Here is a 25,359-nt window from a genome sequence, read left to right as displayed (position 1 = left end):
ACGGTGAAGTTCCACTTGTCGATGTGGTTGATGTAGTCGGCCGGGGTCAGGACCTCGGACTCGTCGATGTAGTCAACACCGAGGGACTGCAGGACCTGGGCTTCGACGAAGTGGCCGATGCGGGCCTTCGCCATGACCGGGATGGACACCGCGGCGATGATCGCATCGATCATGTCCGGGTCCGACATGCGGGACACGCCGCCCTGGGCGCGGATATCGGCAGGCACTCGCTCGAGCGCCATGACAGCCACGGCACCGGCATCCTCGGCGATGCGGGCCTGCTCGACGTTAACGACGTCCATGATGACGCCGCCCTTGAGCATCTCCGCCATGCCCCGCTTGACGCGGCTGCTGCCCGTGAGCGGTATGTGTTCGAAAAGATGGGGTCTTGTAAGCACGCGATACTCCAAGGGCTGAAGGCTGTGATTGCATCACAAGCGCCCGAAGGCAGGCGTTGGGAGCACGCCTGATATCCGGGTGATATATTAGTTGGAATCTTCAGTATGCGATCAGGAAAGCACGGAGTCAACAGCCGGACGACGGCTGGATTCAGGCCGCGAAAAGAGCCTGACGCACTGCTTGTTCGAAGCCACTGACGTGGGCGCGGGCCAACTCGGCAGCCTTTTCCTCGTCGCCGTCGATGACCGCACGGAGTAGATCCAGATGCTCGCGCACATGGTGTTCCAGATTGGGCAGCCGGTCCAGCACCATGCACCAGATGCGCGTGGCGAGGTTGTCATAGCGGATCAGGACGTCTTCAAGGTGGGGGTTGGCGGCAGCGGCGTAGATGCCCTGATGGACGCTGGCATCGAGCCTCAGCGTCTCAACTACCGACGCCGCCTTCACATCGAATTCCTCCACCGCACGCATCACCGCACGCAGGTGTTCCTTGGTGGAAGCGGAAGCAACCCGGGCAGCACGGGCGGCAGCAAGGGGTTCCAGCTGGGTCCGGATTTCGGAGATAAATGCCAGGTCGGTCACTTCCACCCGCGTAGCGAAAGTGCCCCGCCGCGGGTAAGTGATGACGAGCCTGTCGAGCTCCAGCCGCTTCAGGGCTTCACGCACCGGAGTGCGGCCAATGTCCAGGTCCTTGGCGAGCTGGTCGTCGTTAAGGAGGTCGCCGGGTTTGATCTCCAGCATCAGGAGTCGGTCGCGGAGGCGCTCATAGGCGACGTCGGCCAGTGACTTCCTGCCGGCGTCATCCGTTATTGCCAGAGTTCCAAAGGCCACAGCGCCATCCCTTTCTTCACAACCCAAAAACCTATTGACCTGCCTGTGCGTCCAGTATACGCTGAATCCCAATCCTAATATATCAGTTCAGGACCCAGGAATATATCTAAAGGAGGAGACATGACCCTCGTGGCGACAGACTCACCAGTAAGCACCCTGCCAAAGCCCGCCTTGCTCAAAGAAGAGCAAGCACAGAAGTTCGTACTCACATTGTCGTGCGTCGAACGCGCCGGAATCGTTCAGGCAGTCACCACCTTCCTTTTCGAGCGCGGTTTCAACATCGAAGAGCACCAGCAGTTCGACGACGGCCTCCGCCAAACGCTGCACCTGCGGACCGCTTTCTCCGGACCGCTGTCCTACTCACCTGAGCGGCTCGAAGAGGAATTCAGTGCCATCGCTGACCGCTTCGAGATGAAGTTCAGCTTCCATGACCAGACCAAGAAGCGGGTCCTGGTGATGGTCTCCAAGTTCGGGCATTGCCTGAACGACCTCATCTTCCGGTGGCGCGGCGGCAGCCTCGGCGGCGACCTCGTAGTGGTTGCCTCCAACCATGAGACCCACAGGGCCATGGCGGAAGCAGCCGGACTGCCGTTCGTCTACATCCCCGTCACCCCGGATACCAAGGCAGAGGCCGAACAGCGCCTCCTGGACCTGGTGGAGGAATACAACGTGGACCTTGTGGTGCTGGCCCGCTACATGCAGGTTCTCTCCAACGACCTGTGCCGCGCCCTCGAAGGCCGTGCCATCAACATCCATCACTCGTTCCTTCCCGGTTTCAAGGGCGCCCGCCCCTACCACCAGGCCTATGACCGTGGCGTGAAGCTGGTAGGCGCCACCGCCCATTACGTCACCGCGGACCTGGATGAGGGACCCATCATCGAGCAGGAAGTCATCCGCGTCGACCACAGCTACGGACCCACCACGCTCTCAACCGTGGGCCAGGACGCCGAAGCCCTGGCATTGTCCCGCGCAGTCAGGTGGCACTGCGAACACCGTGTGCTGCTCGACCAGACCAGCACCGTGGTTTTCCGCTAAGCCACCCGACGCCCCAGACCCCCACGAACTTCAGCAGGAGAACCCCCATGGCAACCACGCCCCGCATTGTCATCATCGGAGCCGGGATCGTCGGCACCAACCTCGCCGACGAACTGGTCACCCGCGGATGGAACAACATCACCGTCCTGGACCAAGGGCCCTTGAACATGCCCGGTGGCTCCACATCCCACGCACCTGGCCTGGTCTTCCAGACCAACCCGTCAAAGTCCATGGCCCTTTTCGCCAAGTACACGGTGGAAAAGCTCCTCTCGCTGACCGAGGACGGCCAGAGCTGCTTCAACCAAGTGGGCGGCCTGGAAGTTGCCACCACGGAGACCCGCCTGGCTGACCTGAAGCGCAAGCTCGGTTACGCACAGGCCTGGGGCATCGATGGCAAAATCCTCACCCGCGAGGAATGCAAGGAGCTCTACCCGCTGATTAATGAGGAAGACATCCTGGGCGGCCTCCACGTCCCCACCGATGGCCTGGCGCTTGCCGCCCGCGCCGTACAGTTGCTCATCAAGCGCACCGAAGCCGCCGGCGTTAAGTACATCGGCAACACCGAGGTGACCGGAATCGAGCAGTCGAACCGCCGCGTGACCGGCGTCGAGACCGCCGAAGGCGTCATCCCGGCGGACATCGTAGTTTCCTGCGCCGGTTTCTGGGGCGCCAAGGTAGGCGAGCTGATCGGAATGTCCGTTCCGCTCCTCCCGCTGGCGCACCAGTACGTAAAAACGACGCCGGTTCCCGCCCAGAAGGGCAAGAACGAGCTGCCCAACGGCGCCCAGCTGCCCATCCTGCGCCACCAGGACCAGGACCTCTACTACCGCGAGCACGGCGACCGTTACGGCATCGGCTCCTACGCCCACCGCCCCATGCCCGTGGATCTGGATGAATTGGGCAGCTACGAGCCCAGCAGCATCAGCGAACACAACATGCCCTCGCGCCTGGACTTCACACTGGAAGACTTCCTTCCCGCATGGGAAGCAACCAAGCAGATTCTTCCCGCCCTCCGCGAAAGCGAAATCGAGGACGGCTTCAACGGCATCTTCTCCTTCACCCCTGACGGCGGCTCGCTGGTAGGCGAATCCAAGGAAGTGGACGGCTTCTTCGTTGCCGAGGCCGTCTGGGTCACCCACTCCGCAGGCATCGCCCGCGCCGTGGCGGAACTGCTGACCACCGGCAAGTCGCAGATCGACCTCGGCGACTGCGATATCCACCGTTTCGAAGAGGTCCAGCTGACCCCTGAATACGTCAGCGAAACCTCCCAGCAGAACTTCGTGGAAATCTACGATGTCATGCACCCGCTCCAGCCCAAGCTTTCCCCGCGCAACCTTCGCGTCAGCCCCTTCCACGCCCGCCACAAGCAGCTCGGTGGCTACTTCCTGGAAGGCGCAGGATGGGAACGTCCTTACTGGTTCGAAGCCAACGCCGAACTCCTCAAGGAGATGCCGGATGACTGGCAGCCCCCGGCACGTGACGCGTGGTCCGGCATGTTCAGCTCGCCCATCGCCGCAGCCGAGGCCTGGAAGACCCGTACGGCAGTAGCCATGTACGACATGACACCGCTGAAGCGCCTCGAGGTATCGGGCCCGGGAGCTTTGAAGTTGCTCCAGGAGCTGACCACCGGCGATCTGGCCAAGAAGCCCGGCGCGGTCACTTACACCCTTCTCCTGGACGAGGCCGGCGGTGTCCGAAGCGACATCACCGTGGCCCGCCTCAGCGAAGACACGTTCCAGCTCGGAGCCAACGGCAACATGGACACCGCCTACTTTGAGCGCGCAGCCCGCCACCAGACCCAGAGCGGCGACGCCGGGGACTGGGTCCAGGTCCGTGACACCACCGGTGGCACCTGCTGCATCGGTTTGTGGGGTCCGCTGGCCCGCGACCTCATCAGCACGGTCAGCAGCGATGACTTCACCAACGACGGCCTGAAGTACTTCCGTGCCAAGCAGGTCACCATCGGCGGCGTCAACGTCACCGCCATGCGCCTGTCCTACGTGGGCGAACTCGGCTGGGAGCTCTACACCAGCGCGGACAACGGGCAGCGCCTTTGGGATGCCCTGTGGAAGGCCGGCCAGCCGTTCGGCGTCATCGCCGCAGGCCGTGCCGCCTTCAGCTCGCTGCGCCTGGAAAAGGGCTACCGTTCCTGGGGCACGGACATGACCACGGAACACGATCCCTTCGAAGCCGGCCTCGGATTTGCCGTGAAGATGGCCAAGGAGAACTTTGTCGGCAAGGCTGCCCTTGAAGGCCGCACCGAGGAAGGCTCTGCGCGTCGCCTTCGCTGCCTGACGGTCGACGACGGCAGGAGCCTCGTGCTGGGCAAGGAACCGGTGTTCTACAAGGACCAGGCGGTGGGTTACGTCACCAGCGCCGCCTACGGTTACTCGGTCCGCAAACCGATCGCCTACGCCTACCTGCCTTCGGCAGTATCAATCGGGGACTCCGTGGAAATCGAGTACTTCGGACGCCGGATCCAGGCCACCGTGACCCAGGATCCGCTGTACGACCCCACCATGAGCCGGCTCCGTGGCTAGCACTGCCATGATCAGCTCAGAAACCATCAATGACTACCTCTCCCGGTTGGCTTCACGTCAGCCCACCCCCGGTGGCGGGGCGGCTGCTGCACTGCATGCGGCCCAGGGCGCCGCGCTGGTTGCCATGGTGGCCAGGTACACCACGGGAGCAAAATATGAGCAGCATGCAGGGCTCGTCCACCGGATCACCAGCGCCGCCGACCACTTGGTCGTCGAAGCCCTGCGTCTCGCGGACGCTGATGAACACGCCTTCCAGTCCGTCATCGACTCCTACAAGCTGCCCTCGGACACGGAGGAACTGAAGACCGCACGCACAGCGGCCATTCAGGACGCCCTGGTCCAGGCCGCCCATACCCCCGCACAGCTGGTCAAGGTTGCCGGTGAAGTGGTGGATCTGGCCACCGAACTTTTCGAGGTGGCCAACCCCGACGTCATCAGCGACGTCGCAGCCGCAGCCGATGCTGCCCGGGCAGCCGCCACCACGGCCCGGGTCAACATCGACATCAATGTGGTCGCCCTCAAACACGGCGAAGCCCGCTCACGTTTGGCGGAGCAGACGGACGGTATCGAGGACAAAGTGGTACTCGCCGCTGATGCCCTGGTGCAGCGCGTCCGGGAAAGGATCCTCTCATGACCACGGCCGTTCTTTCCGGAAAGGGACTCGCTTCCCGCATCCAACAACAAGCCCGGGATGAGGCCAGCATCCTTCGCTCCGAGGGATTGCGGCCCACCCTGGCCGTTGTTGTCGCCACGGACGACGAGGCAACCCACTGGTATGTCCGTTCAATCGAGCGGGCAGCCGGACGGGCAGGGATCGAGTGCCGCGTGGTCGATCTCGGGCCAAACGCCGGTGAAGCTGCGCTGGCAAACATCCTCGAGGACCTCAGCGCAGAACCGGCCGTTCATGGGATCATCCTCCAGACTCCCCTGCCGGCCGCCGTACGTGCAGACCGCTTGGTGGGGCTCATCGCCCCCGAAAAGGACGTCGACGGCGCCAATCCCCTCAGTCTCGGCCGTTTGGCCGTGGGCCAGCCTGCGTTCGCGCCGGCTACGGCCCGGGCCGTGGTGGAATTGCTGGACCACTTCGAGGTGCCGGTCGCGGGCCGGAAGGTGGCCGTCGTCGGGCGTTCCGCCGTGGTGGGCAAGCCGCTGTCCCTGCTCCTGCTCGACAAGGACGCAACCGTCACCATCTGCCATTCCAAATCGGGTCCGCTGGAGCGCCATACCCGGCACGCCGACGTCGTGGTTGTTGCCGCGGGCCGTACCGGCCTGCTCAAAGGCAGCGACATCTCCGAAGAGACGGTAGTGATCGACGTCGGGACGAACGTCCTGCCCGACGGTTCCCTGGTGGGGGACGTCGATGAGGCCAGCGTCACCGGCGTCGCTGCCGGGCTGAGTCCGGTTCCCGGCGGAGTGGGGTCGGTAACCACGGCCCTGTTGCTGCTGCATACGGCCGAAGCTGCGCGGCAGCACTCCCCCGCCGCTTTGCTGACTGCGTCCACTTCCGGGATCTGAAGGGTTTACCCATGCATGCCAAAGCTCCGCGCGAGAACATTGATGAGTCGCAACTGACCGTCACCAAACCCAAAACCAAGGCCGTGGGCATCCCGGCTGTTGCCAACGCCTTGAAAATTTCCCTGGAACAGATGGGACCGCTGCGCAGCGTCCAAACCCTGCTGGCAGTAAACCAGCTGGACGGGTTCGACTGCATGGGATGCGCCTGGCCCGAGCACGAGAAGCGCAATGCAGCGGAGTTCTGTGAGAACGGCGCCAAGGCCGTGGCCGAGGAAGCCACCCGCCGCCGCGTCACACCGGAATTCTTCGCCCAGCACTCCATTGCCGATCTCAAGACCCGGGACGACTTCTGGTTGGGCCAGCAAGGCAGGCTCACCCACCCGATGTTCCTTGACGAAGGTGCTACGCACTACAGGGCCATTGACTGGGAGGACGCATACGACCTCATGGCCAAGGAACTGCGGGAGTTGGAACACCCCGACCAAGCAGTGTTCTACACCTCGGGCCGCACCTCCAACGAGGCAGCGTTTGTCTACCAGCTCCTGGTCCGGGGACTTGGGACCAACAACCTCCCGGACTGTTCGAACATGTGCCACGAATCCTCCGGTTCCGCACTGGTGGAGACCATCGGCATCGGCAAGGGCTCGGTCAGCCTGACGGACCTGGAAACGGCGTCGCTGATCTTCGTCGCGGGGCAGAATCCCGGGACCAACCACCCGCGCATGCTCAGCGCATTGGAGAAGGCGAAGAAGAACGGCGCGGTCATCGTTTCAGTCAACCCGCTTCCTGAGGCCGGGCTCCTGCATTTTGAGAACCCCCAGCATGTGGCCGGGATGATCCAGGGCACCCAACTGACGGACGACTTCCTGCAGATCCGTGCCGGCGGAGACCAGGCCCTCTTCCAAGGCCTGGGCAAATACCTGCTGGAAGCCGAAGCTGCCGGAAGGAACACCCCTGGCCTGCAAACGGTCCTGGACCATGACTTCATCGACAAGCACACAGTCGGCCTCGATGACTACCTGCGCTACCTGGAAAAGGTGGAGTGGGATGACATTGTGGAGGCAACAGGACTGACGTTGGAGCAGATCCATTCCACCGGTGAACGGCTGCTGGCTTCCAGCGCCACGACTGTCTGCTGGGCCATGGGATTGACCCAGCACAAGCACTCCGTGCCCACCCTGCGTGATGTGGTCAACGTCCTGCTCCTGCAAGGCAACATCGGCAAACCCGGCGCGGGTGTCTGCCCGGTGCGCGGCCATTCCAACGTCCAGGGCGACCGGACCATGGGCATCTTCGAAAAGATGCCCGAGACCTTCCATGACCGGCTGGACCAGGAATTCGAGTTCCACTCCCCCCGGGAGCACGGCTATGACACAGTGGCAGCCATCCGGGCCATGCGCGACGGAAAAGTCCGGTTCTTCATGGGCATGGGCGGCAACTTCGTCCGGGCCGCTCCCGATTCGGAGGTCACTGAGCAGGCCTTGGCCAATACCCGGTTGACCGTCCAGATTTCCACCAAGCTCAACCACTCACACCTGTCCACGGGTCGCCGCGCGCTGATCCTTCCCACGCTGGGACGCACCGAGAAGGACACCCAACGCACCGGCGACCAGCGGGTCACAGTGGAAGACTCCATGAGTGCCGTCCACGCATCCCGCGGACGCCTCAAACCTGCAAGTGAACACCTGCACTCCGAGGTAGCAATCGTGTGCAACCTCGCGCACAAAGTGTTCACCGATGGCCACGGCCGCCTGCCCAACACACCCCAGGCCGCGTGGCTCGCCATGCGGGACGACTACACGCTGATCCGGAAGCACATTGAAGCCGTGTTTGACGGCTTTGAAGACTTTGAAGCACGGATCCAGCACCCTGGCGGCTTTGTGCTGCCCCACCCGCCCCGCGATGCCAGGAAGTTCGACACCGCCTCGGGGAAAGCGCACTTCACGGGCAACGAACTGGAGTTCATCAAGGTCCCGCCGGGCCGCTTGGTCCTTCAAACCCTGCGCTCACACGACCAGTACAACACCACCATCTATGGCAAGGACGACCGCTACCGCGGCATCCACGGTGGCCGGCGGGTGGTTCTCATCAACGCCGAGGACATCACCGGCCTGGGCTTTGCCGACGGCGACATAGTCCACCTGATTTCCGAGTTCCAGGGAACAGACCGGCGGGCGGAGAACTTCCGGATCGTGTCCTATTCGACGCCGAAGGGGTGCGCCGCTGCCTATTACCCCGAAACCAACGTCCTGGTGCCCCTCGATTCCGTGGCGGACACCAGCGGCACGCCCACGTCCAAGTCGGTGATCATCAGGCTGGAGAAGGCCTGAGTTCCAACAGTCAGATTTTTCACCCGTCCGGTGGTTCGTGAGGGGTGCTTCGGTGACCTGAAACCTGGGGAGGTATTTCTTCATCGAAGCACCGCTTTCGGACCATTGGGCAGCATTTTTCAGTAACAGCCAGAGAACAGGGAGTGACCATGTCAGGAAACAGAGCAGTCGCCTACAAGGAACCCGGTGTCGTTGAGATCATCAACACCGACTACCCAACGTTTGAGCTCAAGGACGGGCCGGGCGTCAACCCTGCCAACGTGGGACGGAAGGTGCCGCACGGCGCGATCCTCCGGACGGTAACCACCAACATCTGCGGATCGGACCAGCACATGGTCCGTGGCCGCACCACCGCTCCGCAGGACCTGGTGCTGGGCCACGAAATCACCGGCGAAGTGGTGGAGGTAGGGCCCGACGTCGAGTTCATCAAGGTAGGCGACATCGTCTCGGTGCCGTTCAACATCTCCTGCGGCCGCTGCCGGAACTGCAAGGAACAGAAGACCGGCATCTGCCTCAACGTCAACCCTGACCGCCCCGGCAGCGCCTACGGCTACGTGGACATGGGCGGATGGGTGGGAGGCCAGGCCGAGTTCGTGCTGGTCCCCTACGCCGACTGGAACCTGCTGCGTTTCCCGGACCGCGACCAGGCCCTGGAAAAGATCATGGACCTGACCATGCTCTCGGACATCTTCCCCACCGGTTTCCACGGCGCCGTCACTGCCGGTGTAGGCGTGGGGTCCACTGTTTACGTCGCAGGCGCCGGGCCCGTGGGCCTTGCTGCCGCCGTCGGCGCCCAACTGCTGGGTGCCGCCGTCGTGATTGTGGGCGACATGAACGAGGACCGGCTGGCGCAGGCGCGCTCCTTCGGCTGCGAAACCGTCAATGTCTCCAACGGCGATCCAAAGGAACAAATCGCACAGATCCTGGGCGTTCCGGAGGTGGACTGCGGCGTTGACGCGGTGGGCTTCGAAGCCCGCGGCCACGGCAAGGATGCCTCCCACGAAGCTCCCGCCACCGTGCTGAACTCCCTCATGGACATCACTGCGGCCGGCGGATCCCTGGGCATCCCGGGCCTCTACGTCACCGGAGACCCGGGTGGAATCGACGATGCAGCCAAGCACGGTTCGCTCTCGCTCTCCCTGGGTACCGGCTGGTCCAAGTCCCTGTCCTTCACCACCGGCCAGTGCCCGGTCATGAAGTACAACCGTCAGTTGATGATGGCCATCCTTCATGACAAGGTCCAGATCGCCAAGGCAGTAAACGCCCAGGCAATCCCGCTCGAGGACGCTCCCCGCGGCTACGCAGAGTTCGACGCCGGAGCGGCAACCAAGTTCGTGCTGAACCCCAACGGCTACGTCAAGGCGTAGTACACCACCGGCTCAGTACGCATCAACTGATACCGGGGACTGCGCGGCAAGCATTACGGGAAGGCCGTGCAGTCCCCGATATCTGCACTTAACCTCATTCCAGGGAGCGAACGATCCATGCTTACCCAAGAAGCCGCCCGCCCTGCCGTGTCAGTGCGGCACGCAGCCACCTGGGCTGAAGCCCGGGAGCTGGCGTACCACTGCGCCGGACCGCTGAACCCGTCCAAAGTCTCCCTCCGCGAAGCAATCGGGCACACCCTGACCCGCGCAGTCACTGCCCCGCGGGACCTTCCGCACTACGCGTCATCGGCAATGGACGGTTGGGCTGTCAATGGCAACAGCGGAAGCGGCAGCAGCAGCCCCGGCAGCTTTGGCACCGGCAGCTTTGGCACGGGCCCGTGGAAATTGACGACGGCGGGGCTCCCGCTTGCGCCGGGCGAAGCCAGCACCATTGCCACCGGAGGACTGGTCCCCGCGGGCGCCACAGCAGTCCTGCGGAAGGAAAGCGGAACAGTCGCCGAGGACGGCCGGCTCTTCCTCGCCCATGGTCCCAGGCCAGAGGACACACTCCCCGGCCGGCACATCAGGGGAGCCGGGGAAGAAGCCGGAGCCGGCGACGTCCTCATTCCCGCCGGCACACTCCTTAATCCGGCCCACATTGCCCTGGCCGCCGTAGCAGGCCACGATTACCTCCACGTACAGCGCAAGCCGAGGGTCGCCGTCGTACTGACCGGCTCGGAAGTGGTGACCTCGGGTGAGCCGGCAGCAGGACAGGTCCGCGACGCGTTCGGTCCGCAGCTGGATGCCGTCATTTCCCAATTGGGCGGAACGCCCGGTGGCCAACGCAGGATCGGCGACTCGTACCAAGAGTGGATGGCGGCGCTGGACGATGTTGATGTTGCCGGGGCCCTGCCGCCGGACGTCACCATCACCACCGGCGGGACGGGCAAATCCGGGACGGACCACTTCCGTGACGCAGTTTCTGCGCTCGGTGGCCGGATCCTCCTGGACGGCATCGACATGAGGCCTGGTCATCCCGCCGTGCTGGCCGTACTGCCGGATGGCAGGTTCATCATAGGTCTCCCGGGAAATCCGCTCGCCGCCATGATGGCCCTCATGACCCTCGGTGAGCCCCTGCTGGCCGCCTTGGGAGACCGGCCCATCCCGTCAGCCAGCCTCATGACATCCGGGGCCGACGTTGATCCGGTCCCGGGAAAGACCCGCCTCATACCCTGCAGCGTGATCCACGACGTCGTGTTCCCGGCCTCCCATACCGCTCCGGGGATGATGCGGGGACTTGCCGGAGCCGATGGATACATGGCTGTTCCCCCCGAAGGCGTGGCAGCCGGGGCGCCCGTCCCGGTCCTGCCACTGCCCTGGAAGTAAACCACGCGAGTACCCCTGGTGTGAAAGGGTCCGTGCAAAACTCCGTCTAGGATGAGGTCAGACGAGCGCGCAGGCCGGACAACCCAAGCCAGTAAAGGCGGCCTGCCTGGACTAACGACACGAGGCATCATGGCCGCACGGAACAACCCAGACATCGAAAAGGATGCGGACGCCCAAGGCGGTGGCGTCCAGTCCGTGGACCGGGCCCTCCAGATCCTGGAAATCCTTGCCCGTGAAGGTGACGCCGGCGTGAGTGAAATCGCCGAAGAAATGGGCATCCATAAGTCCACCGTGTCCAGGTTGGTGGGGTCCTTGGTCAGCCGGGAAATCGTCCGCCAGAACAGCGAGCGCGGCAAGTACCAGTTGGGCTTTGGGATACTTCGCCTGGCGTCGTCCATCCCCGGCCGGCTCAGCGTGGTCCATGAAGCGCGGGAGGTCCTGGAGGCCTTGGCTGCCGAGTACAAGGAGACCGTGAACCTGGCTGTCCTGCGGTCCAACTACGCCGTCAACGTGGACCAGGCCATGGGCCCTTCGACGCTGGCCACCTATGACTGGGTGGGAAGCCTGACTCCCCTGCATGCCACGTCCAGCGGCAAGGTCCTCCTTGCCGCGTTGACCGCCGACGAGAGGTCCCAGGTCCTCAAAACGGTGGGCCTGCCCGCCCGGACACCGCGCACCGTGACCAACCGGGGCGAGCTGGAGAAGCAACTGCTGGACGTGGCCCGCAATGGCTACGCCATAGTCCATGAGGAGTTCGAAATCGGCCTCACGGCCGTGGCCGTGCCCATCTTCAACCACTCAGGAAACGTTATTGCCGCGGTCAGCATCTCCGGTCCGGCCTTCAGGTTTTCACCCGAGGACCAGCCAGGGCTTATTGACGGGCTCCGAACGGCCGGACTGACCATCAGCGCCCGGATGGGCTACCGGCACAGCTAGGCCGCAGCGAACCCACTGCTTCCACCAGCCCCAAGGGCAACATGCGGTACAAACACGTCCTCGTACCTCAAGGCCAATTGATATATCAATCTGCTGTCAAAGAGCGAAAAAACCTTGACTTTGGCTGTGACGCAGAGCACTCTGTTGCATAGCGCGAATGTTGTTGATTCATGCGGAACGCTCTCCACCCTTACGGATGGCCACCCCCTTCAAGGGCCATGTATAAACGCAAGCCCATGACTCTCCGAGCAAAGGACCCGCTCATGGCTATAAACAGTGACACCAAACCCCTTACACCAGAGGAGTTACCTGCCGACGACCAGTTAGTGGACACTCCACCCGACACCTTGGCCGCCCTCGATGCTGAGGACGGAGGCGCAGAAGTCCTTCCCGATTCTGAAGAGTACGAACAGATCATGGAAGAACTGCGCCACGCCAAGACCGAGCAGGCCGTCTCGGCCCGCCGCAACCGCAAACTTACCCTCGACAAAGTCACCTTCGGGATCACGGGCGCCATCGCCGTCGCCTTCGTGGTCTGGGGATTTGTTGGACGGGACAGCCTCTCTGAAACCTCCAAAGGCGCCCTGAACTGGGTCATGGAATACACCGGCTGGCTCTTCATGGTCCTGGCCTCCTTGTTCGTTGTGTTCGTCCTCTGGCTTGCCCTGGGCAAGTTCGGCAACATCCCGCTGGGCAAGGACGGCGAGAAGCCCGAGTTCCGCACAGTCTCCTGGGTGGCCATGATGTTCGCCGCCGGCATGGGCATCGGCCTCATGTTCTACGGCGTGGCCGAACCGCTGTACCACTACATCTCCCCGCCACCCGGAACAGTGGATGGCCGCACACCTGCTGCCATCCAGACCGCCATGGCCACGTCGATCTTCCACTGGACCCTGCACCCCTGGGCCATGTACGCCGTGGTGGGCATCGCCATGGCTTATGGCACGTACCGGCTCGGCCGTAAGCAGCTGGTGTCCGCGGCCTTCACCTCGCTGTTCGGCATCCGCATGGTGGAAGGCCCCATCGGGAAGTTCATCAATATCCTGGCCATCTTCGCCACCCTCTTCGGGACCGCCGCTTCCCTGGGCCTTGGCGCCCTCCAGATAGGCAGCGGAATGACCTCCAACGGCTGGCTCGGCGAGGTCGGCACCCCTGTGCTGGTGGTCATCGTCGCCGTCCTGACGTTCTGCTTCGTCGCATCAGCCGTTTCAGGCATCAGCCGTGGCATCCAGTGGCTTTCCAACATCAACATGGTGCTGGCGGTGGTCCTGGCCCTGATCGTTTTCGTTGCCGGCCCCACCCTTTTCATCCTCAACCTGATTCCTTCCGCCGTGGGCGACTACGCCAGGGACCTGGCCGAGATGTCCTCACGGACCGAAGCTGTGGGAGACGATTCCCTCCGCAGCTGGATGACCAGCTGGACCATCTTCTACTGGGCCTGGTGGATCTCCTGGACGCCCTTCGTTGGCTTGTTCATTGCCCGGATCAGCCGGGGCCGGACCATCCGCCAATTCGTCACCGGCGTATTGCTGGTACCCAGCGTCGTGAGCGTCATCTGGTTCGGCATTTTCGGCGGGGCCGCGTTCCAGGTCCAGCAGGAAGCTGACAAGGCCGGCACTCCGGGGCTGGTGACCATGGTGGACGGTGCTCCCTCCATCAACTTCGACGGCGCCCTGTTCGATCTCGTAAAGAACCTGGGCATGCCCGGCTGGCTGACTGCCGCCGTCATCGTCCTGGCCATGGTCCTGGTGGCGATCTTCTTCATCACCGGCGCCGACGCGGCCTCGATCGTGATGGGATCCTTGAGCTCCAACGGTGCAGAGCACCCGCGCCGCGGCGTGGTGATCTTCTGGGGCAGCCTCACCGGTGCTGTCGCCGCTGTCATGCTCCTTGCCGGCGGTGACAAACCCTCCGAGGCCTTGGCAGGCCTCCAAAGAGTCACCATCGTGGCAGCCCTGCCGTTCGTGATCGTGATGCTGCTGCTCTGTTTCGCCTTGGTCAAGGATCTTCGCCGCGACCCCCTCTCGCTGCACCGCCGTCTGGCCACCTCAGTGGTGGACCGGGCCATCCGGGCCGGAGTTGAGCAGCACGGCGGGGTTCAGTTCGACCTCGTCACCAGACACGAATGCGCCGAAAAGTGCACGGAGTCCGATTGCGCCGGTGGAACGCCCACGGGAACCATCCCCCTGGTGGGCAAACCAGCCCAGCACTCCGACCCCAAGTAACCGGCCTTTGGCCAGCCCATTCCCCATTTCAGGAAGGTCCACCATGCCCAACACATCCACCCTCCGCCTCAACGCCAAGGCCGGCCGCAGCAGCCAGGTCGGCTCCAACGACCAGTCCGGCACCGCCAACCAGTCCGGCGAGGACGTGACCCTCACCCTGGACTCCTCCAAGCCGGTCACCGTCCGCATTGAGGTTGACCACTGCCCTTGCGGATCCGAACACCGCCGGGCCGGGTCCTACACCGACAGCGACTTCAGCCGCTGACAGAGCACAACAAAACAGGCGACACAACAAAGCAGGCGCCGGATCCCGGCGCCTGCTTTGTTGTGTGGTGCTGTTTGTTGCTGGTGATACTTGAGGCCTAAGGCCTATTTGGGCATCAGCACCGAGTCAACCAGGTAGACCGTGGCGTTGGCGGTCTGTACGCCGCCGCAGATCACGTTGGCGCCGTCAACCGTGAGGGCGTCCTTGGTGCCGGCTACGGTCACTTCGCCACCCTGGACAGTCTTGTGGGTGCCGACGATCTGGTCCGGGGTCAGCTGACCGGGGATTACGTGGTAGGTGAGAATCTTGCTCAGCAGGGCATCGTCCGTCTTGAGCGTCTCGATTGTTGCGGGGTCGATCTTGGCGAAGGCATCGTCAACCGGTGCGAACACCGTGAATTCGCTGCCGTTCAGGGTGGAAACCAGGTCAACCTTGGGGTTGAGCTTTCCCGAAACTGCGGCGGTCAGGGTCTTAAGCAGCGGGTTGTTCGATGCTGCTACGGCTACCGGATCCTTGGCCATGCCAGTTACCGAACCGGCACCGTCCGGAACCTGTGCAGCGTAACCGGCGCAGCCGGGGCCTACAAGGTTGGCGGCCGGATCCATCGCGGCGCTTGACATAGCGGACGACGACGGCGACGGTGCCATCGACGACGGAGCCGCCGAGGAACTCATCGGAGCCGGTGATGAAGACGACGGGGTGCTGGAGGTGCTGGAACCACCACAGGCAGTAAGACCGAGAAGGGCGGCTGCTGTGAGGCCAACGAAGGCGAGGGCGGGGCGCTTTGTGGACAACATGTCATTCTCCTTGTTTTTGGAACCAGGGCGTTGGCTCCATTGGTTGGTGGGACCTTGGCTGCTGATGCTGCTTTCGCTTCACCGGCGGTTTGTGTCTCACCATCTATTCGGAGGGTGGCACGGGGTGGATGGGTCCGGATTGAAAAAGTTTTTTAAAACCCTGGCCGGCCACCCCGCGGCCCCCATCCACCGTTCGCGTTCCACTCAGAAGTACGGCTTGGTGATCAGCTCCAGGGCATGGCCGGATGGATCCTTGAAATAGACGCCGCGGCCGCCATGCTCCGTGTTTGTCTCCCCCGGGCGGGTCATCTGCGGATCCGCCCAGTGTTCGACGCCGGCGCTCACCAGACGCCCATAGGCACGGTCGAAGTGCTGGTCGTCAACAAGGAAGGCGTAGTGCTGCATCTGGATCTCGACCGGCGGCTCGGCGAATTGCAGCATTACCCCGCCGGCCAGCGTGAGGTTGGTGAAGGGACCCCAGCTGGGAGCTTCCTCCGCTTCAAGGATGGATTGGTAGAACGCGGCGGAAGCGGCGCGGTCCAAGGACGCGATGATGGTGTGGTTGAAAAGTGCAGGCATGGATATCTCCTTTGTGGGTTGTTTTCGATGGTTTGAGGGTCATCGATCCACAAGGAGGTGCCCGAGGGGCAACTGCGCTGTACCTGCCAATGCGGCAGGGCAAAACGCGCGTCAGAGGTCGGCCGGGTAGCCGATCCGTGCAGGGCAGAAGCCCGATCCGGTCATCACGGCAGTCAGTCTAACCCGTTTTGGTCCCGCTCACCGTTGTGCGGCAGCTCCAGCCTTCCGGAGATCGAGGTGGCCCCATAGCGCGCATAGGAACAGAACCACGCTGAGGAAGGCCATGCCGGGAGTGATGCCGTCGACGAGGAGAACCACTACTCCAGCCACGCCACTGACTGCGCCCAGCAGGATCCTTGGGTGTGTGAGAGGACCTTTGCTCGAAGCGCTTACCAGTTCAAGACGCCCCAGCCGCCTCACAACCGGCAAGAGCGCACATGCAACAGCCACGAGCCACACCGGCCGGCTCAACCACCATTCCGCGGTCCCCGGAGCCGGGAGATGTACCGGGACCATGAGCAGTATGCCAGCGAGGGAAACCATCACCGGCATGTGCCAGAGATATATGGTCATCGCTTTGGAGCCCACCAACCTGACCAGGGACATGGCCTTGGACCTTTCGGTCCACCGTCTGATGCGCTTTTGGGCGAGGGAGAAAACCATCAGTTGTGCGATTGCCAGGAGCGCAAGGGCGCCCGTTGGCGGATTGAGGTTGCTGAACATATCCCCCGAATACCAGCCGGATGCGAAGAGATGGACCAAGAGGACCAGGGACAAACCCGCAATCCATTTCCGTGCCGCACGGGACATCCGCCCCACCCGCCCATCGGCCAGCCAGAAGCCCAGCTGCTGGATAAAGAGCCATACGAAGGCAAGGTTGGCGTACCCGAGGGCAGGAAGCTCCATGAACAAACGTCCCGTATCCACCGCAACAATGGCGAGCGCCAACCCCACCAAAGTCGGGAGCCCCGCCTTCCCGTGAGCGGATGCCATCAGGGGAACAAGCGCCGAACATCCGAGGTAGACGGCCAGGAACCACAAGGGCTGGCTGATTCGATACCCGGCTGTTTCCACCATCTCCCCGGGAACGCCCGCTACGGCAAGTATCAGCAGCCCCGTTCCCACTGAGGCCACCAAGACCACAGCGGGAACCAGCAGCCGCACCAGCCTGAGCCGGACATAGTCACCGGCTGTGCTGCCCCGGAGCTGCATGCGGCGCCATTGCGAGACGGAACTGAAGCCGCCGGCAATGAAGAACAGCGGCATGACTTGAACAAGCCAGGACAGGGAGGAGAACCACGGATTTCCGTCCAGGGCATTCTCCAGTACAGGCCCCTGGGGACCAACGCTCACGCCCACCATCAGGGCGTGGAGTACCACCACCACCACAAGGCAGAGACTCCGGATGACGTCCACACTGGCATCCCGCGCAGTGCCCGTTCCGTGCGGCCGGGCCATTTGTGCAGTTGTGTCACTTTTCATGCTTTCGACGCTACGGATCAGCGGATTCGGGCACGATGGTGCGGGCCACCCTGTTAAAGGTGGAGCTGGCTATACCGCCAAGGCCCTTGCTGCTGCGGCAGACTGAAGTCATGATCAAACCTCGTTTTCGGCCATGGCTTCGTGCCTACGGCTACCTTGTTGGTGAGCTGCTCGCCAGCGTCATCTCCATGGCCATGTTCATGGTTGCCGCGCTCCTTATCCCCTTGTTCCTTTTCAGCGGCGGATGGCTCGTAGCGCCCCGGGCGGTAGCCGGCCTGCGCTGGTGGGCGGCGATAGCCCGCCGTCGAACATCCAGCTACTCCGGTATGCCCGTGACCGAAAACTACGTTTCCATCCCCCGCAGGCCTTCCTTTGAAGAGCGCCTCCGTTTGGTGTTCTCCCGCAGCACCGGCCGCGATTTGCTGTGGTTGGTGGCTCACGGGCTGGGGATGCCGGTCGTCGCGCTCCTGTGTATCGGATTTCCTTTTGGCGCCTTGAACTCGGTGCTCATTCCCACGTACTGGTTCCTCCTCCCTGCCGAGGAGCCTGTAGTCAACCTGTATCCGGTGACGTCATGGGAGGGTGCTTGGTGGATGCTGCTGATAGGCCTTGGATATGCAGTGGTCTCCTGGTGGCTGATTCCCGGAGCGGCTGCAGGCCTTGCCTGGATTCAGGGAAAGATGTTGTCGCTTCCTGCGAGCGCGTACCTGGCCGAGCGGGTGACTGCGTTGACGGCCAGCCGTGCCGCGGCGTTGGATGCCCATTCGGCGGAGCTCAAAAGGATAGAACGCGATTTGCATGATGGCGCGCAAAACCGGTTGGTGGGCGTCGTCATGATGCTCGGGCTGGCGGAGCGGACCCTTGAGAAAAGCCCGCAGGACGCACTTCCCCATGTCCGCAGGGCACAGCAAGCCGCCACCGACGCCCTGGCCGGGCTGCGAACAGCGGTTCACGATATTCACCCGCCCATCCTGGAGGAGCTGGGCCTGGAAGGAGCGCTCTCGGCTTTGACGGGCCGCTCGGCCATTCCCTGCAACCTCATGGTGTCCGACCTCCACCGGGTTCCGGCGGCATTGGAGTCGGCCAGCTACTTCATCGTGGCTGAGGCCTTGACCAATGCCAATAAGTACAGTGCCGCCACCCGCCTGTCCGTGGTGGTCAAACGGGACGGCTCTGCTGACCGGCTCCTGATCTCGGTGGAGGACAACGGCCGTGGCGGGGCGGTGGAACGTCCAGGTGGCGGGCTGGCAGGAATTCGACGCCGGGCGGCTGCTTTCGAGGGCGTCCTGGAGTTCCACAGTCCGGCCAACGGACCAACAACTGTGAGGGTGGAACTGCCGTGCGGGTTGTAATTGCCGAGGATGACGCACTCCTCCGCGAAGGGTTGTCGCTCCTGCTCAAGAGCGAAGGGTTCGATGTCATCGCTGCCGTGGACAACGCCGTCGACTTCCTTGCCGTCCTTGACGACGCCGACGCCGCCGTCCTTGACGTGAGGATGCCGCCCACCTTTACGAATGAAGGCTTGCTGGCCGCACGTGAGGCCCGACGACGACGGCCCGGCTTTCCGGTGTTGGTCCTCTCCGCTTATGTTGAGGACCGCTACGCCGGTGATCTGTTGTCCGAAGGTGCTGCCGGGCTGGGGTACCTCTTGAAGGAGCGGGTGGGTAAGGTAGCGGAATTCACTGACACCCTCCGGCGCGTTGCCGGTGGCGCAACCGTCATGGATCCTGAAGTGATCTCCCAGCTGATGAGCCGCCGGGGAGCCAGTGATCCCATCAGCACGCTCACTCCCAGGGAGCGCGAGGTCCTTGGCCTGATGGCCGAGGGCCTGGACAACCACTCCATTGGCTCCCGTTTGGTGGTCACCGAAACGGCTGTCAGCAAGCACATAGGCAACATCTTCCAAAAGCTGCAACTGTCCACCATGGACCGGGGCCATCGCAGGGTGCTGGCGGTGCTCGCTTATCTCCGGAGTTGAGCCCTGGAACCAAAGGCGGAATCCCGTTGCCTGCACCCGGCCCCGGTGACAGGATGGTCCGCATGGCTATCGAGGTTCGACCCGCGACGGTGTTCGATGACGTGAAGACCATGGTGGGGCCCAAGAGCCCCGATTCCAACGTGTGCTGGTGCCTGAGTTACAGGATCCCGTCGAAACTGAACCAGCAGCTCCAGAAGCAGGAACGCGGAAAGTTCGTGAAGAAGCTGGTTTCCGAGGACCCGCCTCCCGGCGTTTTGGCGTACGACGGCGACGAAGTAGTGGGGTGGGCAGCGGTTCACCCGCGCGCGGACACCAGTTTCGCCAAGAACCGCAAGATCCCCCACGTGGATGATGCCGAGGTCTGGTCCGTGTGGTGTATCCGCGTCCGGCCCGGGCATCGAGGGAAGGGGATCTCCCACGAACTCCTGCGAGGGGCGATCGACTTTGCCAAGAGCCACGGTGCCCCTGTGATCGAGGGTTACCCCGTGGACAACAGGGGCGGCAAGGTGGATCTGACCATGGCCTACGTTGGCACGCGCAGGCTCTTTGAAAAGGCCGGCTTCAAGAAGGTCGCCGAAACCACCTCTGTATTGAACGGCTTCCCCAGGGTGTTGATGCGACTGGACCTGCGCCGGCCCGCATTGGTAACAGCACATGCTCCGATGCGGGCTCCAATGCGGGCTCAGTAGGACGTTCACTCTCACCTAGTTGGGGCTGGCTCCCTGCAGCCTTGCACTCATCCGGTGCGCTTCCTCGAGCAGCAGTTTGCCCAGGAACTCCTGGCGGTCAGGACGGAAGCGCGGTTCGATTCCCGTCAGGGAGAGCGCCCAGGCCGGGCGGCCCTGCTGGTCAAACACTGCGGCGCCCATACCCCAGCTGCCTTCGAGGATGAGTCCGGGATTAACGGCGTACCCGGCCAGGCGGGTGCGTTCCAGGTTGTCCCGCACTACGTTTTCAGGGTGGCCCACAGCAAAGTCGCCGGCGTGCGCAGGCCAGTCCCCCAGCAGTGCTTCCTGTTCCTCCGGGGGCAGGAAGGCCATGATCGCGGTTCCGGCCGAGGCCACTCCGAGCGGGAAGCGGACCCCTTCGTGCAGCACAAAGGATCGCACCGGAAACGCTCCCTCTTCGCGCAGGACGCAGATGGTTTCGTTCCCCCGGCGGAGGGAAAAGAACGCACTCTCCCCCGTTTCGGCGGCCAACCTTCGCAGCGAGGGCCGGGCGATGTCTTCCATGGGGAAACGGGCGGCAGCAACCGATCCGAGCAGGAAGATCTCCGGCCCCAGCACCCACTTGCCCGTGCCGGGATCGTGCTCCAGCAAACCTTCGGCAGCCAGGGACGTCAGCAGGCGGTGAACGGTTGGCCGGGTCAGCCCGGACTCGCGCACCAGACCCGCCAAGGATGTCCCACCCGGCTTGCGGCCCACCAGGCGCAGCAGCAGCGCCACCCTGCCCACCACTTGGGCTCCTTGCACTGCCACAGCATCCTCCCTGCGATTTTGTCCACAATATGGATACCACCCAGTCTAGCGTCCACACCGTGAGTGGTTCCTAAGTGCCTCCATTGATCTCTCGCGTTGCCCTGCCTACGCTCAATTCCAAGAAGAGACTCGTCCACAAAGTGGACCAACCAGCTCAACGAGGAGTTCGCAATGTCAACCATGTACGGGAGTGCAGCCGAAGCGCTGCGTGAGGTGATGGCAGACGGCTTGACCGTCGCCGTCGGGGGATTCGGTTTGAGTGGTATCCCCGCTGACCTGATCGATGCCGTTCGTGACTCCGGCGCCAAGGACCTCACCATCGTTTCAAACAACATGGGTGTGGACGGCAAGGGCCTTGGAGTCCTGATCGAAGCGGGCCAGGTCCGGAAAGTCATCGCTTCCTACGTGGGCGAGAACAAGCTGTTCGCCGAGCAGTACCTGGCAGGCAAGTTGGAGGTCGAGTTCACGCCGCAGGGCACCCTCGCTGAACGCCTGCGCGCCGGCGGCGCCGGCATTCCCGCGTTTTACACACGGACCGGCGTGGGAACCCTGGTTGCCGAAGGCAAACCGCTGGAAGAGTTCGACGGCGTCACTTACGTCCGCGAGCGCGCCATCACCGCCGACGTCGCACTGGTCCATGCCCACACCGCCGATACCGACGGCAACCTGATCTACCGCTACACGGCGCGGAACTTCAACCCGGTGGTAGCTACGGCAGGAGCTGTGACCATCGCCGAGGCCGAGGTCATTGTCCAGCCCGGAGAACTGGACCCCAACCACATTGTGACCCCTGGGGTCTACGTCCAGCGGCTGGTCCAGGCCACCGCGCGCGTCAAGGACATTGAACAGCGCACAGTCCGGCAGCGGGCCGTCGCCCAGCACGCCGAAGCACTCACGGTTTAGCAGCAAAGGAGCCCATCACCATGGCATGGACACGAGACCAGATGGCCGCCATCGCGGCCGAAGAACTGAACGACGGCGACTACGTCAACCTCGGCATCGGCATTCCCACCTTGGTAGCCAACAACCTGCCCGACGGCGTGCGGGTGGTCCTCCAGAGCGAGAACGGACTGCTGGGCATGGGCCCGTTTCCCTATGAGGGCGAGGAAGACGCTGACCTCATCAACGCCGGCAAGCAGACCGTCACCATCACTCCCGGCGGCAGCATTTTCGATTCCGCAACATCGTTCGGCATGATCCGCGGCGGGCACGTCAAGGTGGCCATCCTGGGTGCCATGCAGGTGTCCGGTTCCGGGGACCTGGCCAACTGGACCATCCCCGGCAAGATGGTCAAGGGCATGGGTGGGGCCATGGACCTGGTGGCCGGGACACCGCGCGTCGTTGTCCTTACCGAGCACAACGCCAAGGACGGTTCTGCCAAGATCGTCACCGAATGCACCCTGCCCCTCACGGGCCTGAAGTGTGTTGACCGGATCATCACTGACCTCGCCGTTTTCGACATCGAAGAAGCACGGCTGCTGCTGACCCGCCTCGCCCCGGGCGTCACCGTGGAAGAAATCCGCAGCAAGACCGACGCAGAGTTCGCTGTGGCGCTTGCCTCTGTTGGACCCACGCTTGTTGAACCCACGCTTGAAGGAGCACGCGCATGAGCCTGAAAGAGCAATTTGGCAAGGACATCCTGCTCACGGGATGGGGCCACAGCAAGTTCGGGAAGCTGACTGATGAGACCTTGGAGTCGCTGATCGTTCAAGTGGCCGGCGAAGCCATCACGAACTCGGGCCTGGACCCGAAAGACATTGACGAGATCTACCTCGGGCAGTTCAACTCGGGAATGCAGCCCCTGGGATTCACGTCCTCGTTGGCGCTTCAGGTATCCGCAGATCTGGCCAACGTTCCGGCAACCCGCACCGAGAATGCCTGCGCTTCGGGATCGGCGGCTTTCCAACAGGGTGTCAAAGCGGTCCTGGCCGGAACTGCCCGCAACGTCCTGGTGATCGGCGCGGAGAAGATGACCGACGCCGGAGCGGACGTCGTGGGGGCGGCCTTGCTGGGTGCTTCCTACGAGATGGCCGGCAAAGCGTCCTCCACCGGGTTCACGGGACTGTTCGCCGAAGTCGCCAAGCACTATGGCAAGCGCTACGGCGCCGGAATCGGCGGCCCGGGATTTGAAGGTGGCCTCGGCGATGTCCTCGGCTCCATCGCTGCCAAGAACCACCGCAACGGCATGGACAACCCCTACGCCCAGATGCACCGGGACTTCGGCGAGGAGTTTTGCCGGACCATCTCCGAGAAGAACCCCATGGTGGCCGAGCCCTTGCGCCGCACGGACTGTTCGCTGGTCTCCGACGGTGCTGCCGCCGTCGTGCTGTCCACCTCGGCTGCCGGCGGCGCAACCGCGCCTGTTCGCCTGGCCGGTTTTGGCCACGCCAACGACTTCTTCCCTGCGGAGAAGCGCGATCCCACCGAGTTCGCAGCAACCAGGGCTTCGTGGGAACGGGCGCTGGGCATGGCCGGTGTCGGGCTTGAGGGACTGGACTTCGCGGAGGTCCACGACTGCTTCACCATCGCCGAGCTCATCATGTATGAAGCCATGGGCCTCACACCCCGCGGCGAAGGTGCACGTGCTGTCCAGGAGGGCTGGGTATATAAGGACGGAAAGCTCCCCATCAATGTCTCCGGAGGGCTGAAAGCCAAGGGCCACCCCGTGGGCGCTACAGGCGTATCGCAACATGTCATCGCCGCCATGCAGCTCACGGGCACCGCGGGTGACATGCAGTTGCCGAACGCCCGCCGCGGCGCTGTGCAGAACATGGGCGGCGTGGGCATCGCCAACTACGTCAGCGTCCTGGAGGCTTTCTAACCCGGGTAAGCAGCAGATCAGCGGTTCCGGATCAGCGCCACGATCTCCGTAAACCCGAGCCGCTCTGCGTTCTGCAGGGCGGTTCGGCCTTGGGGGTCGCGGATATCCGGGTTCGCCCCGGCTGCCAGGAGCTGCCGGACCACCTCCTGCTGGTTGGGCCCGCCGTTGTTGAGCAGGATGGCTTCCTGCATGGCGGTCCAGCCAAGGTTGTTGACGTGATCCACCGGCACACCTGCGGCAATGAGGATCCGGACGGTGTCCGTATGCCCGTGCTCGCTCGCCGGGATCAACGCGGTGCCGCCGTACCTGTTAATGCTGCGAACATCCGCGCCCGCAGCCAACGTCAGTTCCAGGACCTCGTTGAAGCCTTCCGCCCCGGCGTACAGGAAGGCCGAGTCCTGGATGTCGTCCTTTGCGTTGACGTTGCCGCCTGCCGCGATCAGTTCACGGACGCGGCCGGCGTCGTTGGCTTTCGCGGCAAGGATCAGGAGACGGTCGGTTTCCAATTGGGCCTCCGGTGGGAGTTTGGGCGGTGTGCCCGGAGCCGACGACGACGGGGCCGGGTTTGAGCCAGGCGACGCGCCGGCCGCCGGGGCAGCCGCCGTCGTGCTTGCATCGGGCGTGCCGGAAGCCGGATCGGCGGGTTCCGACGGTGCGCAGCCGGCTACGAGCCCGGCGATCAGCAAACCCGCACCGATCACCCGGCCCGCCGCCCAGCTGCGCCCCTTCAGGGAATCCATACTGTCGAGGCTACTTTGCTGCCGTGGCCAAGGCATCGGCACCGGCGGTGGCGCAGGCTTCATCAAGGGCGCCATCGGGAGCGCCGCCTACTCCGATGCCGGCAACGGAGACTCCGTTGACCTTCAACGGGACGCCACCGGCAAGGAAGAGCGTGCCGGGAAGGTCAGAAATGGAGGGTCCGTTGCCGTTGATGCGCTTGGCGAGCTCGCTGGTGGGAGCACCGAAGGCAGCTGCCGTGTAGGCCTTCTGCTTGGCGGCTTCGATGGTGTGCTCGGCAGCGTTGTCGCCGCGCAGGAGCGCCTGGACAGTTCCGAAGCGGTCCACCAGGGCAACTGTCACGAACGGAAGTTTGTCCGCCTGGCACTTGGCCAGCGCAGCAGTGACGGCAGCGCTCGAGGCGCCAACGGAGATCCTGTTCTGGGCCACCACGTTCTCCGGAGCGGGCTGGACCTCAGCTGCAACCTTCACCGGAGCGGCCTGGGCAGCAGCCGGCGCACCAGCAGGGGACACGGCGTTGGCCACGGCCGTGACACCGCCGGTGAGCAGCAATGCTCCGGCAGCGGCGGCGGCAATCATCTTGTTCGACTTCTTCACGGGGTTCTCCTTGTAGGGCATCGGGACCACAGTTTCGGGTACATCCCCATGCTTCCGTGG

The 25,359-nt window shown here is 63.6% G+C and carries 23 protein-coding genes and 1 pseudogene; 16 read left to right on the top strand and 8 right to left on the bottom strand.

Translation table 11 applies throughout. From position 1 onward, the window contains the following. Together BLQ01_RS15840 and BLQ01_RS15835 are read right to left on the bottom strand one after the other, a co-directional pair. Positions 1 to 368, bottom strand: a pseudogene (locus BLQ01_RS15840) (pyridoxal 5'-phosphate synthase lyase subunit PdxS); the annotation flags it as partial. Between the two features lie 181 nt (positions 369 to 549). After that, the gene (locus tag BLQ01_RS15835; protein ID WP_091552752.1) at positions 550 to 1,230 is read right to left on the bottom strand and encodes a GntR family transcriptional regulator; all 681 of its coding nucleotides are present in this window, start codon (positions 1,228 to 1,230) and stop codon (positions 550 to 552) included. Positions 1,231 to 1,350: 120 nt separating this feature from the next. Between BLQ01_RS15835 and purU the strand changes: the two genes are divergently transcribed. From purU to BLQ01_RS15785, 10 genes are all read left to right on the top strand, one after another. After that, on the top strand, positions 1,351 to 2,265 hold the full coding sequence (gene purU, locus BLQ01_RS15830; protein WP_026542590.1) for a formyltetrahydrofolate deformylase: 915 nt from the start codon (positions 1,351 to 1,353) through the stop codon (positions 2,263 to 2,265). Between the two features lie 47 nt (positions 2,266 to 2,312). Next, on the top strand, positions 2,313 to 4,805 hold the full coding sequence (locus BLQ01_RS15825) for a GcvT family protein (protein ID WP_091552751.1): 2,493 nt from the start codon (positions 2,313 to 2,315) through the stop codon (positions 4,803 to 4,805). Between the two features lie 7 nt (positions 4,806 to 4,812). After that, positions 4,813 to 5,439, top strand: a complete 627-nt coding sequence (locus BLQ01_RS15820; RefSeq protein ID WP_091552749.1) for a cyclodeaminase/cyclohydrolase family protein — start codon at positions 4,813 to 4,815, stop codon at positions 5,437 to 5,439. Then, complete coding sequence (locus BLQ01_RS15815; RefSeq protein ID WP_091552747.1) at positions 5,436 to 6,320, top strand: bifunctional 5,10-methylenetetrahydrofolate dehydrogenase/5,10-methenyltetrahydrofolate cyclohydrolase; 885 nt, start codon at positions 5,436 to 5,438, stop codon at positions 6,318 to 6,320. Before BLQ01_RS15820 ends, BLQ01_RS15815 begins: the two co-directional genes overlap by 4 nt. A gap of 11 nt (positions 6,321 to 6,331) precedes the next feature. Beyond that, positions 6,332 to 8,650: an FdhF/YdeP family oxidoreductase gene (locus tag BLQ01_RS15810; RefSeq protein WP_091552746.1), complete on the top strand. Its 2,319-nt coding sequence runs from the start codon at positions 6,332 to 6,334 to the stop codon at positions 8,648 to 8,650. A gap of 149 nt (positions 8,651 to 8,799) precedes the next feature. After that, positions 8,800 to 10,017, top strand: coding sequence for a formaldehyde dehydrogenase, glutathione-independent (gene fdhA, locus BLQ01_RS15805; protein ID WP_091552744.1), 1,218 nt, complete (start codon positions 8,800 to 8,802; stop codon positions 10,015 to 10,017). Between the two features lie 117 nt (positions 10,018 to 10,134). Continuing rightward, positions 10,135 to 11,403: a molybdopterin molybdotransferase MoeA gene (locus BLQ01_RS15800; protein WP_091552743.1), complete on the top strand. Its 1,269-nt coding sequence runs from the start codon at positions 10,135 to 10,137 to the stop codon at positions 11,401 to 11,403. 129 nt (positions 11,404 to 11,532) lie between these two features. Beyond that, positions 11,533 to 12,339 carry an IclR family transcriptional regulator gene (locus BLQ01_RS15795; RefSeq protein WP_091552741.1) on the top strand — a complete coding sequence of 269 codons (807 nt, stop codon included), beginning with the start codon at positions 11,533 to 11,535 and terminating at the stop codon, positions 12,337 to 12,339. Between the two features lie 263 nt (positions 12,340 to 12,602). After that, positions 12,603 to 14,564, top strand: coding sequence for a BCCT family transporter (locus BLQ01_RS15790; RefSeq protein WP_091552740.1), 1,962 nt, complete (start codon positions 12,603 to 12,605; stop codon positions 14,562 to 14,564). Positions 14,565 to 14,607: 43 nt separating this feature from the next. After that, positions 14,608 to 14,829, top strand: a complete 222-nt coding sequence (locus tag BLQ01_RS15785; RefSeq protein ID WP_091552738.1) for a hypothetical protein — start codon at positions 14,608 to 14,610, stop codon at positions 14,827 to 14,829. A gap of 104 nt (positions 14,830 to 14,933) precedes the next feature. Here the strand turns inward: BLQ01_RS15785 and BLQ01_RS15780 are convergent, their stop codons facing one another. The 3 genes from BLQ01_RS15780 to BLQ01_RS15770 all read right to left on the bottom strand — a co-directional run bounded on the left by BLQ01_RS15780 (position 14,934) and on the right by BLQ01_RS15770 (position 17,687). After that, complete coding sequence (locus tag BLQ01_RS15780) at positions 14,934 to 15,626, bottom strand: fasciclin domain-containing protein (RefSeq protein WP_026548349.1); 693 nt, start codon at positions 15,624 to 15,626, stop codon at positions 14,934 to 14,936. 204 nt (positions 15,627 to 15,830) lie between these two features. After that, positions 15,831 to 16,205, bottom strand: a complete 375-nt coding sequence (locus BLQ01_RS15775; RefSeq protein ID WP_026542598.1) for a VOC family protein — start codon at positions 16,203 to 16,205, stop codon at positions 15,831 to 15,833. Between the two features lie 198 nt (positions 16,206 to 16,403). After that, the gene (locus tag BLQ01_RS15770; protein ID WP_091552736.1) at positions 16,404 to 17,687 is read right to left on the bottom strand and encodes an acyltransferase family protein; all 1,284 of its coding nucleotides are present in this window, start codon (positions 17,685 to 17,687) and stop codon (positions 16,404 to 16,406) included. 110 nt (positions 17,688 to 17,797) lie between these two features. On the opposite strand from BLQ01_RS15770, the gene BLQ01_RS15765 reads away from it, so the two are divergent. From BLQ01_RS15765 to BLQ01_RS15755, 3 genes are all read left to right on the top strand, one after another. Continuing rightward, positions 17,798 to 19,039, top strand: a complete 1,242-nt coding sequence (locus BLQ01_RS15765) for a sensor histidine kinase (RefSeq protein WP_091552735.1) — start codon at positions 17,798 to 17,800, stop codon at positions 19,037 to 19,039. Next, on the top strand, positions 19,027 to 19,665 hold the full coding sequence (locus tag BLQ01_RS15760; protein WP_026542601.1) for a response regulator transcription factor: 639 nt from the start codon (positions 19,027 to 19,029) through the stop codon (positions 19,663 to 19,665). The genes BLQ01_RS15765 and BLQ01_RS15760 overlap by 13 nt, the downstream gene beginning before the upstream one ends. 62 nt (positions 19,666 to 19,727) lie before the next feature. Continuing rightward, a complete protein-coding gene (locus BLQ01_RS15755; RefSeq protein ID WP_091552733.1) occupies positions 19,728 to 20,354 on the top strand; it encodes a GNAT family N-acetyltransferase in 627 nt (208 codons plus the stop codon). Positions 20,355 to 20,369: 15 nt separating this feature from the next. On the opposite strand, the gene BLQ01_RS15750 is transcribed toward BLQ01_RS15755, so the two are convergent. Then, positions 20,370 to 21,143, bottom strand: a complete 774-nt coding sequence (locus tag BLQ01_RS15750; protein WP_026542603.1) for an IclR family transcriptional regulator — start codon at positions 21,141 to 21,143, stop codon at positions 20,370 to 20,372. 171 nt (positions 21,144 to 21,314) lie between these two features. Between BLQ01_RS15750 and BLQ01_RS15745 the strand changes: the two genes are divergently transcribed. The 3 genes from BLQ01_RS15745 to BLQ01_RS15735 are packed head-to-tail and all read left to right on the top strand — an operon-like array spanning position 21,315 to position 23,964. After that, entirely contained in the window at positions 21,315 to 22,046 is a 732-nt protein-coding gene (locus BLQ01_RS15745) for a CoA transferase subunit A (RefSeq protein ID WP_091552732.1), read from the top strand. Between the two features lie 20 nt (positions 22,047 to 22,066). Then, positions 22,067 to 22,753: a CoA transferase subunit B gene (locus BLQ01_RS15740; protein WP_091552730.1), complete on the top strand. Its 687-nt coding sequence runs from the start codon at positions 22,067 to 22,069 to the stop codon at positions 22,751 to 22,753. Then, a complete protein-coding gene (locus tag BLQ01_RS15735; protein ID WP_091552728.1) occupies positions 22,750 to 23,964 on the top strand; it encodes an acetyl-CoA acetyltransferase in 1,215 nt (404 codons plus the stop codon). Before BLQ01_RS15740 ends, BLQ01_RS15735 begins: the two co-directional genes overlap by 4 nt. A 17-nt stretch (positions 23,965 to 23,981) precedes the next feature. Here BLQ01_RS15735 and BLQ01_RS15730 read toward each other — a convergent pair whose 3' ends face one another. Then, entirely contained in the window at positions 23,982 to 24,704 is a 723-nt protein-coding gene (locus tag BLQ01_RS15730) for an ankyrin repeat domain-containing protein (RefSeq protein WP_091552726.1), read from the bottom strand. Between the two features lie 10 nt (positions 24,705 to 24,714). After that, positions 24,715 to 25,299 carry a GlcG/HbpS family heme-binding protein gene (locus BLQ01_RS15725; RefSeq protein WP_026542608.1) on the bottom strand — a complete coding sequence of 195 codons (585 nt, stop codon included), beginning with the start codon at positions 25,297 to 25,299 and terminating at the stop codon, positions 24,715 to 24,717. Between the last annotated feature and the right edge of the window lie 60 nt (positions 25,300 to 25,359).

Source organism: Arthrobacter sp. UNCCL28, from assembly GCF_900102805.1.
In the GTDB taxonomy this organism is placed as follows: Bacteria; Actinomycetota; Actinomycetes; order Actinomycetales; family Micrococcaceae; genus Arthrobacter; species Arthrobacter nicotinovorans_A.
The sequence above is the reverse complement of the archived record's forward strand: the minus strand, read 5'-3'. Positions and strand labels throughout refer to the sequence as shown.